Here is a 12,356-nt window from a genome sequence, read left to right as displayed (position 1 = left end):
GGCGACAGAAGTCTCACCGCAGCAGGGGACCCGCGCCGGCCGAGCGTCGTACCCCCGGACGGTTGCGCGCGGCGCCGATGCAGAAAATTATCGTCGTGCCGACAGGAACGTTCCTAGGTGAGCGAGCTCGAGGATGACGCCTTCCAGCTGGCCGCTCACGAGCTGGCACCCGAGAGCCGGTGGCGGATGGCGGAGATTGTCGACGAGACGGCCAACGTCTTCGCGCGGCTGGCGGTCGAGTTGTACAGCGCCGGTGGCGTCGAGGAAACCATTGATGCGGTTGTCCAGTTTGCCCTGCAGGCCTTGGGCTGCAGCTATGCCGGGGTAGTGCTCGGCAACCGAGGTCGGCGGCCGGAGATCCCGGCCGTCACGGATCCGGTCGTCGCCCAGATCTACAACCTGCAGATCGACGACGATGCCGGCCCGCTGATCGAGTCGTTGCACAACCAGACGGTCGTGCTGGTCCGTGACACCGCGGTGGATATCCGTTGGCCGGTGTGGGCTGCAGAGGTGGCTCGTCTCGGCGTCCGCAGTGTGCTGGACGTTCCCTTGGCTGTCGGCGCTGCCAGTTCGCGGTCGTTCGGCGTACTCGGGTTGTACTCCCTGGAGCCGGACGCTTTCGGTCCGGACGACGAGGCGATCGCCCACATCCTCGCGAGGCACGCGTCGGTCGCGCTCGCGACTGCCCGGCACGAGCAGACGCTGACCCGGGCCGTCGACGCGCGGAAGCTGGTCGGCCAGGCGATGGGGATCCTGATGGAACGCTACGGCCTCGACGGCGACCGCGCGTTCGCGATCCTCAGGCGCTACTCCCAGGACACCAACACCAAACTGCGCGACGTCGCCCAGCAACTCATCGACACCCGGAAGCTGCCCCGCACCTGATGCCCCGCACCTGATGCCCGGACCGGTTCGCGGGCCTGCTCGTCGAGCTCGCGAGTGACCTGAATGAAGTGGAGCGCATCGGGCACATGGTCCGTTATGCCTGAGCTTCCCGCACCGCGACCTGTTCTGTGGCCACTGCGGCCGCAGGAGTCGGCCCGCGTCTCGAGGACGACCACAGACGGCCAGGTGCGCGTGACCATCGAGCACGCCCCGCTCGCGGGCGTCACGCCGGAGATGCTGGCCTGGTGGTACCGGCACGTGCCCGGGACCATGAGGTACGCCGGCACCCTGCAGCCGCGCTACCTCGTCTGGCATCCACTCGATCACATCTCCTACGAGATCGAGTCGCCAGGGATCGACGGCGGCGTCAGCGCCGGCGCCCGGCTGCACATCACCGAGGCGCTCGGGCGGAACCTCGACACCCTCATCGACATCCACGTCGGTGTCGACGAGATCGACGACCGCTCGGCCTCGATCGCCAAACGATTCCTCGGATCCAGTCTCGTCCGCCTCGAGAACGAGTACGTCCCGATCGGCGGCGCCACCCGCTACGTCACCCGCCTGACCCTCGGCGACGACACCGTCCCCGGCCGGCTCCTGCTCAACAAGGTCGCCCGGACGAAGGCCTTTCCGGAGCGCAAACTCACCCCGTGGATCCGGCACCACATCGAGGAGATCGGCAACCTGGAGAACTTCCTCCCGGACCTCGTCCGCTACCACGCCGATCACGAGCCGTAACTCGAGGTCTCCGCTCCCACTCATCCGTCCAGGGCCGCGTCGGCGCCTTGGCTGGTTTCGTTGATGATGGCTGCCGCTACCTCGCGCAGTTTCACGTTGCCGGTCTGGGAGGTTCGGACCAGGAAGTTGAACGCACCGTCCCGAGTCAGTTTGTAGCGCTCCATCAGGATTCCGATCGCCATGCCGATCTGGTCCCGGGTTTGCAGCGCGGCCTGTGCGTCTTCTTCATGCCGCGCCCATCCCATTGTGATCGCGACCTGGTTGGCGAAGAGAGCGCCGATCTGCATGGTCGGATCACCCACGGCTCCGGGTTGTTCGCAGTACAGGTTCAGCGCGCCCCGGACGTGGCCGTGGTGAGCCTGGAACTGGAACGCGACCTGTGAGCCCAACCCGGCTCGCGCCGCCCACGGTCCGTACGACGGCCACCGGGCGTCACGGGCCAGGTCCTCGGCCAGGACAACCGGTTCCTCGAGGGCGGCCTCGAGGCATGGGCCCTCGCCGAGCTGATACTGCATCGCGTCGGCCTCGGCCGCCAACGGTGCCGTCGGGGCCAGCGTGACGATCTGGCGATCGTCCCGGGTCAGCGAGATGCTCGCGTAGTCCACGTTCGCCAGCGTGTCGACGGTAGCGCTGGTGATCGCCTGCAACGTCGCCGGCATGTCGACCGGCGCATGCATCGTGGCAATCACCTTGGACATCGCCGTACCAAGGCTGTCCAGCGGATCGAGTCCCATTTCCCACCCCTAGCAGACCAACTGCATGCTTCCCCGACGGTGCCCGCCGTACGCAACATCATGCGCGCGAGCGGCCGGCGAATCCGACCGCTGCCGCCGTAGCGCCTGCGGCGAGTGCGCCGACCAGTCCGCGATGCCTGGAAGCCCACGTCTGGAAGCTGCGCGGTGACGACTGTCCGTCGAACGCCCCGTGCGCGCCGTAGTCGCGTTCTTCGTCGGCGGGTTTCCACAAGTTCGCGGCCTGCTCGCCGCCGGGCCGGTCGGTCTGTTGCGCCTTGTAGCCGGTACGTGCCAGATAGCGGTCGAGGAGTCCGGCGGCGAACTTGTTCGCGATCAGTGTGCCGACGGTCGGCGCGCCGACCCAGTACTCGCGCCGGCGCGGATGATCGGCGGCGTACAGGACGGCGCCCGCGGCGACCTCGGGCTGGAAGATCGGCGGCACAGGCTGCGGATGCTTCGGCAGCCGGGACAGCACCCAGGAGAACTGCGGCGTGTTGACGGCCGGCATCTGGACCATGGTCACGTGCACGTTGGACTTGTCGTGCAGCAGTTCGCACCGCAACGAGTCGTGGAACCCTTTGATCGCATGCTTCGCCCCGCAGTACGCCGACTGCAGCGGGATCCCGCGGTACGCGAGCGCCGACCCCACCTGCACGATCGTGCCGTGACCGCGCGGCTGCATCCGGCGCAGCGCAGCGCGGGTTCCGTAGACGTAACCGAGATAGCTCACCTCGGTCGTGCGCTTGAACTCGCTCGGCTCGATCTCCAGGAACGGCGCGAACACCGAGGCGAAGGCGACGTTCACCCAGATGTCGATCGGTCCGAGTTCCTGCTCCACCTGCTCTGCGGCGGCTTCGACCTGTTCGTAGTCGGCGACGTCGACCGAGATGGGGAGCCCGATCCCGCCGGCGGCCGTGACATCGCGCACGGCGCCTTGCAGCCCCGTCCCGCCGCGCGCCAGCAACGCGACCTTGTCACCGCGCCGACCGAACGCGACCGCGCTCGCCCGGCCGATACCACCACTGGCGCCGGTCACCACGACAACCTGTCCCACGCGATCCTCCTCGGTCGTTGGTCTGACTATCGATCCCCTCCGGTGACCACGACGGACGACCCGAAACCCGTTTGCTGCCGAATACCCCGGGTACCGGCCGGGGTCGGCCAGGTCCCTTCGGGAGGATTGTCATGGGCACGACAGTCGGCGACTACGTACTCGAGCGTCTGCGTGACTGGGGCGTCGAGCACGTCTTCGGGTACGCCGGGGACGGCATCAACGGACTGCTCTCGGCCTGGCAGAAGGCCGGCAACGAGCCGCGGTTCGTCCAGGCCCGGCACGAGGAGATGGCAGCCTTCGAAGCAGTCGGGTACGCCAAGTTCACCGGCCGCGTGGGCGTGTGTACGGCGACCAGCGGGCCGGGCGCGATCCACCTGCTGAACGGGTTGTACGACGCGAAGCTCGACCACGTTCCTGTGGTGGCGATCGTGGGCCAGACGGCCCGGAGCGCGATGGGCGGCAGCTATCAGCAGGAGGTCGACCTGCACACGCTCTACAAGGATGTTGCGTCCGACTACTGCGAGACGGTGATGGTCGCGGAGCAGTTGCCGAACGTGCTCGACCGGGCGATCCGGATCGCGGCGGCTCGGCGTACGGTGACCGCGCTGATCATTCCCTCGGACGTGCAGGAGCTGGACTACACGCCGCCGTCGCACGCGTTCAAGATGGTGCCGTCGAGTACGGACATGACCTGGTCGGCGCCGGTCCCGGCGGCGGACCAGCTCGATCGGGCAGCGGAGATCCTGAACGCGGGGGAGAAGGTCGCGATCCTGGTCGGTCAGGGGGCCCGCGGCGGGGTGGCGGAGCTGATGGAACTCGCCGACCTCACCGGGGCGGGTGTCGCGAAAGCCCTGCTGGGCAAAGACGTACTGACCGACGAGTTGCCGTGGGTGACAGGCTCGATCGGGTTGCTCGGAACGCGGCCGTCGTACGAGCTGATGACGGGTTGCGACACGCTGCTGGTTGTGGGATCGAACTTTCCCTATTCGCAGTTCCTGCCGGAGTTCGGGCAGGCACGGGGGATCCAGGTCGATCTCGATCCCACGATGATCGGGATGCGGTATCCGTTCGAGGTGAATCTCGTGGGGGACGCGGCCCGGACCCTCGGTGCGCTGATCCCGTTGGTGCGCCGCAAGGACGACCGGTCGTGGCGGTCCGGGATCGAGGACAGCGTCGTGCGCTGGTGGGAGGTCATGGAGCGCCGCGCCTTCACGTCCGCGGATCCGATCAACCCGGAGCTGGTGTTCCACGAGTTGTCGCGGCGGCTGCCGAGCGACGCGATCCTCGCGGCGGACTCCGGCTCGGCGGCGAACTGGTACGCGCGGCACATCCGGTTCCGTGGGCAGATGCGGGGATCACTGTCCGGGACGCTCGCCACGATGGGGCCTGGCGTGCCGTATGTGATCGGCGCGAAGTTCGGGCTCCCGGACCGGCCCTGCTACGCACTGGTGGGTGACGGCGCGATGCAGATGAACGGGCTCAACGAGCTGATCACGATCGCGAAGTACTGGCAGGAGTGGGCGGATCCGCGGCTGGTGGTCGCTGTACTGCACAACAACGACCTGAACCAGGTGACGTGGGAACTGCGGGCGATGGGAGGCTCGCCCCAGTTCCTGCCTTCGCAGGAGCTGCCGGACTTCCCGTACGCCGCGTACGCGAGGCTGCTCGGGCTGCACGGCGTGACGGCCGAGAAGGCGGAGCAGGTCGTGCCGGCCTGGGAGGAGGCGCTACGGGCAGATCGCCCGTGCGTGGTCGAGTTCCGCACCGATCCCGCGGTTCCGCCGATTCCACCGCACGCGACGTGGGATCAGATCGAGAAGGCTGTGGAGTCGATTGTCCGCGGTGACAGCGACCGTTCCTCGATGATCAAGCAGGGGTTCAAGTCCAAGGTCCAGGAGTTCCTGCCCGGCAAGTCCTGACGCTGCTGTCACGGGGGTCCCGGCCGGGTCCAGAAGCCGATGCGTACGCCGGCGTGGTTGAACGTGCCGGGCATCGCTCCGGCCAGCTTCGTGCGAGTGGCTGGATCGACATCGAGGTCGTAGCTACTGGCGATGTGGCTGACCGCGGTGCTGGTGGCGAGCAGTACGACGTTCCGTCCGGGGCACTCTGCGGGACCTTCGCTGAACGGGATGATCGGCCAGGGACCGTCAGCCCGGCCGTCCAGCCAGACAGCCGGCTCGAATCGGTTCGCGAACTCGAGTGCGTCGTCGTCGCGATGGAACACCGAGCTCACGATCACGAACTCGGTTCCGGCCGGCGCGGTCCTGCCACGCCATTCGGTGTCCTCGTGCGACTGACGCAGTACGACCAGCGTTGTGGGCCACAGCCGGAGGGACTCCTGCATCGCGGCCCCGGCTTCGGCCAGCAACGGCGAAGCCTCTGGGTGATGTGCCTCGGCGACGAGGGGCTCGAGTCTCGACCGGTGGGTGCCGAGTACGGCGAGGAGTCGCCAGAGCGCAATGCCGGCGGCGTCGAAGGCGAACAGCCAGTGCGGCACCTGACCGGCCGGGTCGAGCGACTCGGACTCTCGGTCGAGGGCATCGACGAGACTTCCGGTTTCGGCCCTGTCGACGTACTGGGAAAGGGCCGCGAGGAAGCGGGCGCGGACCGCGTCATGGTCCCGGCCCAGCTGCGCCCAGTTCGCGTCGGCGCGGAGCTGGTCGAGTTGCTCGGTGAGTTCCACGTCGTTGCGGGCGGCATCGCCGAGCACGATCCGGCGTACGACGCGGGACCAGACGTCGCGAAACTCGTTCCAGCCGAGGGTCCTTCCGTGCAGACCGTCGAGCTCCTGGTGGACCACGTCGACGAACCGGTGGCCGTGACGGTGTGCAGGAAGGTGACTGTCGAGCGCCTTCTCGTTCAGCTCACGACGTCCGAATCGCAGCGGCGGGTTGGTCACCAGGACCGCGTGCGGTTGGAAGTGCGTCAGCGCCCCGATCTTCAAGCCTGTTGCGGCGGCGAACGGTTCGGGTGTTTGTCTCAGCAGCCGGTGGACGTCGTCGGCGGCGAGGACGAGTGCGATCGTGCGTCCAGGGATCCGCAGCAGTACTGGGCCGTCGCCGTACCGGCGACGAAGCCGCCGGACGCGATGCAGTGCGCGGTCGTCGACGCGGAGCTTCTCGGCGAGCGCGCCCAGCCCGGGTCTGCGAAGGATCGGTCCCTGGGCGACGACCGGGCCGAGGACATCGCGCAGGATCCGGGCGCTGTCCGGCGCGGACGCGGTTGGCAGCAGAGTCGGCATGGTGATCCGGTGTCCGCCGCTGCGCGGCCGAAACGGTCAGGGTTTCGCCAGGCAATTGCGCGGGCACCGATGGGTTGCACGGGGACTCGACCCGTCGGGTCAAAGCCCGGCTTTGGAAAGGGGAAGGACCATGGGATTAATTCTGTGGATCATCGCCGTGATCCTCGTGGTGTCCGGAATCGTGTCGCTGTTCCGTGGCCAGATGATTTGGGGCGCCGCGCTGATCGTCCTCGGCCTTCTGGTCGGACCTGGTGGAGTCAGCCTCTTCACCTGATCCATGTCGTACGTCGCCCCCACGCGGTCCTCCGCGTGGGGGCGACGTACGACGCGTGCCCGGCCGGGGCCCGGGTACCGGGAGGGTATGCGACTTGACGGGCGGGTGATCTATCAGCTGGATCCGGCGGTGTTCTTCGACGCCGACGATGACGGTGTCGGCGATCTCGCGGGGATCGTCCGGAAGCTGGATCATGTCCGGGCGGTCGGGGCGGACACCATCTGGCTGCAACCGTTCTACGTGTCGCCGTACCTGGATGCCGGGTACGACATCGTGGACCATTGCGGCATCTCCGCCCGGTTCGGCACGATGACCGACTTCGAGGAGCTCGTGGACCGCTGTCACGAGCTGCAGCTGCGGGTGATCGTCGACCTCGTCGTCCAGCACACGTCGGTGCATCATCCATGGTTCCGGGCGGCGCGTGACGACCCCGGTTCGCCGTACCGCGACTACTACGTGTGGTCCGCGGAACCGCGCGATGATCCGGCCGTGCAAGGCCCGGTGTTCCCGGGCGTCGAGGACTCGATCTGGGCGTACGACGAGCACGCGGGAATGTACTACCGGCATGCGTTCTACCGGCACGAGGCCGATCTCGACGTAGGCCATCCGGCGGTCCGTGCGGAGATCGCGCGGATCGTCCGGCACTGGCTGGACAAGGGCGTCGACGGGTTCCGGGTCGACGCGGTGCCGTACATGGTGCGGCAGGCCGCCTTGACCGATGACCGCGACGACGGGTTCTGGTTCCTCTCCGAGCTTGCGGCTGCGGCCGACGGTGCGCCGTTGATGGGTGAGGTGGATGTGCCGCCGGACCAGTACGACAGGTACTTCGGCAACGGCAGCCGCCTGCACGCGGTGCTGGATTTCTGGACGAACAATCTGCTGTTCCTCGCGATGGCGCGTGGTGACGCCGAGCCGCTGGTCCGGGCGCTCCATGCGCAGCCTGAACCTCCGGACGGGTGCACCTACGTCAACTGGCTGCGCAACCACGACGAGCTGGACCTGGACCGGTTGTCGGCGCCGGAGCGCGACGAGGTGATGGCGGCGTTCGCGCCCGCCGCGGAGATGCGCGCGTTCGGCCGCGGGATCCGCCGCCGGCTGGCGCCGATGCTCGGTGACGTCCGTCGTACCGCGTTGGCGCACGCGATCGTGGAGTCGTTGCCGGGGGCACCGGTTGTCCGGTACGGCGAAGAGATCGGGATGGGCGAGGACCTGTCGCTCCCGGAGCGGATGGCGGTGCGGACGCCGATGCAATGGTCGTCCGAACCGAACGGCGGCTTCAGCAAGGCGCCCGCCGGGGTGGTCGCTCCCGCCTCCGTCCAGCGCGGTCCGTACGGATTCTCGCAGGTCAACGTCGCGGAACAGGAGCTGCGCCCCGGGTCGCTGTTCAGCAAGGTGGCGCAGCTGGTCCGCATGCGGCGAGAGCTCGGCGAGCTCCCGTCGCACCGCTGCGAGGCGCTGGATCTCCGTCAGCGCTCTGTCTTCGCCGTCCTGCACCACCGTGGCACCGACTCCGTCCTGATGCTGGCCAACCTGTCCACCGACGAGCTCGACGTCGATCTTCCGTACGACGTACAGACCGACCTTCTCGCCGACAGCAAGTACGAACCCGCGTCGAAGAACTCAGTCCACCTCACCGGCCACGGCTACCGCTGGATGCATTGTCATGCGACTGCGGCGTAGTCATCCGGAGCAGGCCGGGTTCACCCGCGTCCGGCGAGGACGCGGGTTCAGTTACCTGGATGCCGAGGGCAACGTCATCGACGACACGGACGTGGTGGAGCGAATCCGGACGCTGGCGATCCCGCCGGCCTGGGAGGAGGTGTGGATCTGTCCGTTCCCGAACGGGCACATCCAGGCGGTCGGGACCGATGAGGCCGGGCGCCGGCAGTATCTCTACCACGACGACTGGCGGTCGGCGCAGGACGCGGACAAGCACGATCGCGTACGGCAGTTGGCCCGCAAGCTGCCCGCGTTCCGGGAGGCGGTGGACGAGGATCTGTCTGCGCGCCGCCTGGAGCGGCGGCAGCCGGGGTGCGGCCACGTTGCTGCGTGACGACGTACGGGTCAGCCACGGGAAGCTGGTGTTCGACTTCCGCGCGAAGGGTAGGCAGGAGTAGTCGCGGGTCAGGTGGTGCGGGGGAGTTGCTCGTCCGGGTCCTCGTCCGGTTCGGGCTCGGGTTCCGGGTACGGCGTGAGATCGGGATCGTCCGTTGTGCCGCCACCCGGGCGGTTCGGGTCCTCCGGGTCGAGGATCGGGGGGACCGGGGCTTGCGGTGTGGGAGCCGTAGTCATGTCTGCCTCCTCAAACGAACGTGCTCACGCACCGGTGCCCGCCGCCGCGTCGTACATGCGTGCCCGGCGGAGCGATCCGCAGCAGCAGGCTCACCGGCGTGTCCTCGGGCCGTTGCGGGTACCGGTACGGCGCGATACGAGGAAGGTGAAAGCGCAGTGAGGTTCATGACGTGGAACGTGTGGGGACGGTTCGGTGACCGCTGGCCGCGGCGGCAGCGGGCGATCGCCGAAACGGTGCGGGCGCAACGACCCGATTTCCTTGCCCTGCAGGAAACCTGGCGAGGTAACGGACAGTTGCAGGCCGATCAGCTCGGGTTCGAGCTGGGGATGTCCGCGGTGTTCGCGCCGTCGCGGATGCCGCGCGACCCGGATCCCGACGTACGTCTCGGCCTGGGCATCCTGAGCCGCTTTCCACTGCGGGCGGTCGAGCAGCACACGTTGTCGACCGGCACCGTCGCGCTCCGCGCGGAGATCCGGCTGGGCGAGGCCGGCCTGCACTTCATCACCAGCTGCCTGGACTGGGAGGAGAACCATCAGCGGGAACGCTTCGAGCAGGCGAGTTCGCTGGCGTCGCTCGTGTCCGAGCTCAGAGCACGCGGTGACGACGTGGTTGTTGCCGGTGACTTGAACGCGCCACCCGACTGCCCCGAGCTCGAGCCGCTGCTCGCCGTGCTCGACGACTGCTGGCAACGCCAGGTGTACGACGGCGTCACCTACAGCTCGTGCAATCCCTATCTGGGGAACGGCGAATGGCTCGAGGACCATCGGATCGACTACATCCTGGCCAACGACGGTCTGGTCGCGACGGACTCGCGCCTCGCCGGATTCGACGAGGACCACGGCCGCCCGCCGTCGGATCACTATGCCGTCGTAACCGACGTACCGGTCGCCTGATCGCGCTGCGAATCCAGCAGTGACAGTGGCCGTCAGGTGTTGGGGAGGCGGCGGCTGTCGATCAGTTGCTGGGCGACCTCGCGGAGCTTCGTGTTGGTGTCCTGCGAGTAGCGCCTCAGCACCTGGAAGGCCTGGTCGCTGGTCAGGTTGTAGCGCTCCATCAGGATGCCCATCGCCTGGCCGACAAGCTTCCGGGCGTCGACCGCCACTCTCAGATTCGCCTCGCGCCGTGCCGTCGCGACCGCAATCGCGGCGTGCCGGGCGAGGATGTAGGCGATGGCTTCTTCGTCCGGCCCGAAGGCGTTCGGTTGCGCACTGTAGAGGCCCAGAACACCGACCGTACCGGAGTTTGTCCACAGCGGTACGTCGAGAACGCTACGGACCCCGAGCTCGAGGACCTTCTTGGTCCACTCCGGCCACCGTGTCTCTTGGACGAGATCAGGCACCGAGACAGTCGTGCGGTCGTGCATGCACTGAACCAACGGCCCGGCCGGTCCAGCCATCTGGAACTGGTAGATCTCGGCGACCGTCGGGTCGGTGACCGCCGGTACTTCCGGGCGACCGCCGGCGGTGTGCAGCGCGACGCCGGCGTAGTCGCAGTGCAGCGCTTGCAACGCGAACTCGACCACTGCCTGGACGGTCTCGTTCATGCTCTCCGCATCGTGCATCTCCAGAGCCAGCCGGGAGAAGTCCTCAGCGGCCCGTCGAAGATCTGTCTGCACCGGAGGCACTACACATGGCCTCTCGGGGCGCGTGATTCGCCGACTGGTATCCGTCACCAGCCCATCATGCAACGCACTGGCACGCGAGCCCAAGATGCTCGGGTGTCCTGGCTGAGTAGGTGTACTGATTCCAGGGGCGGTGGGGGCGGGCAGTCTGCTGGGTATGTCGAAGATCTGGGTGTTCTGCGGGGCTGTGGTCGTCACGATTGTCGCCATCGTGCTGGTCGCGATCGCCGACGTACCGCTCCAGGAGATCCTGTCGTTGTTCCTCGGCGTACTGTGCCTGCTCTGGTTGATTCTGCTGCTGACTGTGCCGTGGAACCTCTACCTTCAAGCGTATGCGCTGATTCATGAGATCCGGACGAGCCGTGACCGTGGCATCGACGTACCGGCCGAGCGGGAGCCGGAGGCGCGACGCATTGCCTCCCGCATGCGCTGGTTCGCGGTCGGCTCCCATCTGGCGTCCGCGGCACTCGTTGCCCTGATCACCTATCTGTCCGACGGCGCGATCGGCTACTACCTGGCCGGTCTCTACTTGATCAGCACGTTCTTCCGCCCGGCCGGCGCGTACTTCAGCTACCTGCGCGACCGGATGACCACGATGCTGCAAGGCGTCAAGCACCCCCGCGACGACCTGATCGAGACCCTCCGCCGCCTGGACACCCTGAAGGCCGGCCTCGAGACCTTGCACGACGAATCAAACGATCAGAACATCCGTCTCGCTCACCTGGAGCAAAGGCTGGCCACCGCCGAGGCCAACGCCACGGCCCGAGACAGAGCCCTGCACGCCAAGGTGGACGCCCACGCCCGCCAGTTCGAACACTCTCTGACCCGCCTCACCGACAACCAGGAAGTCATAGCCGGCCTCAAAGCCTTCCTCCGGCTGGCCCGCTCAGAACTTAGCTAGGATCGGCCGTCTTCTTGCGCCGCCGTGGTTCCGCCGACCGCGGCGGCGTCTGACGCATGTGGTCTCGTGCACGGGCGAGGACGTCGGCGAGTGTCTCGATGTCGGAGCGGGACAGTGGGGCGAACAGCAGATCGTCGAGGACAGCGATGTGTCCAGGGAAGACTCCCGCGAGCACGGCACGTCCCTCGTCGCTGATGGTGACGGTGATGCTGCGCTCGTCATCGGAGGACGGTGTCCGGGTCACGAGGCCCCGCTTCTCCAGCGTCTGGGCCTGGTAGGTGAGTCCGCTGCGGCTGTAGACGACGCCGTCGGCCAGATCGGTCATCCGCCGGCTGCCCGTCGGGGAGTCGCCGAGGGTGGCCAGGAGCTGGAACTGCACGTAGCTGAGATCCCCTGCGTCCCGCAGCTGCTGCTCGACCGCGTGCTTCAGCAGGCTGCTCGCCTCGATGAGAGCGAAGTACGCGCCCAGCTGCGTGGCATCCAGAGGAGGCGGCGACGAGGTCATGGGCCGAGCCTATCAGTGCTTCTAACTCGAAGCACTTGCTTTGAGTTCGAAGCATTGCTACGGTGATGCTCAGTTGCTTCGAATCCGAAGCACATCACCGAAGGGGTAGA

Annotated in this window: 14 protein-coding genes; 8 read left to right on the top strand and 6 right to left on the bottom strand. The window is 67.5% G+C overall.

Annotated features, from left to right (window positions below):
- Window positions 1-186: 186 nt before the first annotated feature.
- Window positions 187-885 (top strand): GAF and ANTAR domain-containing protein, encoded by a 699-nt coding sequence (locus E0H45_RS39205; RefSeq protein WP_131348243.1) that lies wholly within the window; start codon window positions 187-189, stop codon window positions 883-885.
- Between the two features lie 192 nt (window positions 886-1,077).
- Window positions 1,078-1,623 (top strand): hypothetical protein, encoded by a 546-nt coding sequence (locus tag E0H45_RS39200; protein WP_131347379.1) that lies wholly within the window; start codon window positions 1,078-1,080, stop codon window positions 1,621-1,623.
- Between the two features lie 20 nt (window positions 1,624-1,643).
- On the opposite strand, the gene E0H45_RS39195 is transcribed toward E0H45_RS39200, so the two are convergent.
- Together E0H45_RS39195 and E0H45_RS39190 are read right to left on the bottom strand one after the other, a co-directional pair.
- Window positions 1,644-2,357 carry a GAF and ANTAR domain-containing protein gene (locus tag E0H45_RS39195; protein WP_131347377.1) on the bottom strand — a complete coding sequence of 238 codons (714 nt, stop codon included), beginning with the start codon at window positions 2,355-2,357 and terminating at the stop codon, window positions 1,644-1,646.
- 58 nt (window positions 2,358-2,415) lie between these two features.
- Window positions 2,416-3,411 (bottom strand): SDR family oxidoreductase, encoded by a 996-nt coding sequence (locus E0H45_RS39190; protein WP_131347375.1) that lies wholly within the window; start codon window positions 3,409-3,411, stop codon window positions 2,416-2,418.
- Window positions 3,412-3,542: 131 nt separating this feature from the next.
- On the opposite strand from E0H45_RS39190, the gene E0H45_RS39185 reads away from it, so the two are divergent.
- Window positions 3,543-5,330 carry a thiamine pyrophosphate-requiring protein gene (locus E0H45_RS39185; RefSeq protein ID WP_131347373.1) on the top strand — a complete coding sequence of 596 codons (1,788 nt, stop codon included), beginning with the start codon at window positions 3,543-3,545 and terminating at the stop codon, window positions 5,328-5,330.
- An 8-nt stretch (window positions 5,331-5,338) separates the two neighbouring features.
- On the opposite strand, the gene E0H45_RS39180 is transcribed toward E0H45_RS39185, so the two are convergent.
- Window positions 5,339-6,652 carry a cytochrome P450 gene (locus tag E0H45_RS39180; protein ID WP_131347371.1) on the bottom strand — a complete coding sequence of 438 codons (1,314 nt, stop codon included), beginning with the start codon at window positions 6,650-6,652 and terminating at the stop codon, window positions 5,339-5,341.
- Window positions 6,653-6,782: 130 nt separating this feature from the next.
- Between E0H45_RS39180 and E0H45_RS42730 the strand changes: the two genes are divergently transcribed.
- From E0H45_RS42730 to E0H45_RS39170, 3 genes are all read left to right on the top strand, one after another.
- On the top strand, window positions 6,783-6,926 hold the full coding sequence (locus tag E0H45_RS42730; RefSeq protein ID WP_165546769.1) for a GPGG-motif small membrane protein: 144 nt from the start codon (window positions 6,783-6,785) through the stop codon (window positions 6,924-6,926).
- 87 nt (window positions 6,927-7,013) lie between these two features.
- Complete coding sequence (locus E0H45_RS39175; protein WP_131347368.1) at window positions 7,014-8,606, top strand: alpha-amylase family protein; 1,593 nt, start codon at window positions 7,014-7,016, stop codon at window positions 8,604-8,606.
- On the top strand, window positions 8,590-8,979 hold the full coding sequence (locus E0H45_RS39170; RefSeq protein ID WP_238155652.1) for a hypothetical protein: 390 nt from the start codon (window positions 8,590-8,592) through the stop codon (window positions 8,977-8,979). The genes E0H45_RS39175 and E0H45_RS39170 overlap by 17 nt, the downstream gene beginning before the upstream one ends.
- 71 nt (window positions 8,980-9,050) lie before the next feature.
- Here the strand turns inward: E0H45_RS39170 and E0H45_RS42725 are convergent, their stop codons facing one another.
- Entirely contained in the window at window positions 9,051-9,218 is a 168-nt protein-coding gene (locus tag E0H45_RS42725) for a hypothetical protein (protein WP_165546768.1), read from the bottom strand.
- 165 nt (window positions 9,219-9,383) lie between these two features.
- On the opposite strand from E0H45_RS42725, the gene E0H45_RS39165 reads away from it, so the two are divergent.
- On the top strand, window positions 9,384-10,112 hold the full coding sequence (locus tag E0H45_RS39165; protein ID WP_238155707.1) for an endonuclease/exonuclease/phosphatase family protein: 729 nt from the start codon (window positions 9,384-9,386) through the stop codon (window positions 10,110-10,112).
- Between the two features lie 32 nt (window positions 10,113-10,144).
- Here E0H45_RS39165 and E0H45_RS39160 read toward each other — a convergent pair whose 3' ends face one another.
- Window positions 10,145-10,834 carry a GAF and ANTAR domain-containing protein gene (locus tag E0H45_RS39160; RefSeq protein ID WP_337590433.1) on the bottom strand — a complete coding sequence of 230 codons (690 nt, stop codon included), beginning with the start codon at window positions 10,832-10,834 and terminating at the stop codon, window positions 10,145-10,147.
- Between the two features lie 163 nt (window positions 10,835-10,997).
- Here E0H45_RS39160 and E0H45_RS39155 point away from each other — a divergent pair, with 163 nt between their 5' ends.
- Window positions 10,998-11,741 (top strand): hypothetical protein, encoded by a 744-nt coding sequence (locus tag E0H45_RS39155; protein WP_131347364.1) that lies wholly within the window; start codon window positions 10,998-11,000, stop codon window positions 11,739-11,741.
- Here E0H45_RS39155 and E0H45_RS39150 read toward each other — a convergent pair.
- Window positions 11,734-12,246, bottom strand: coding sequence for a MarR family winged helix-turn-helix transcriptional regulator (locus E0H45_RS39150; RefSeq protein ID WP_131347358.1), 513 nt, complete (start codon window positions 12,244-12,246; stop codon window positions 11,734-11,736). The two genes, E0H45_RS39155 and E0H45_RS39150, sit on opposite strands and share 8 nt — an antisense overlap.
- Between the last annotated feature and the right edge of the window lie 110 nt (window positions 12,247-12,356).

Origin of the sequence: Kribbella soli (assembly GCF_004331345.1) — a bacterium.
Classification (GTDB): domain Bacteria; phylum Actinomycetota; class Actinomycetes; order Propionibacteriales; family Kribbellaceae; genus Kribbella; species Kribbella soli.
This window is presented reverse-complemented; position numbering and strand designations above follow the sequence as displayed.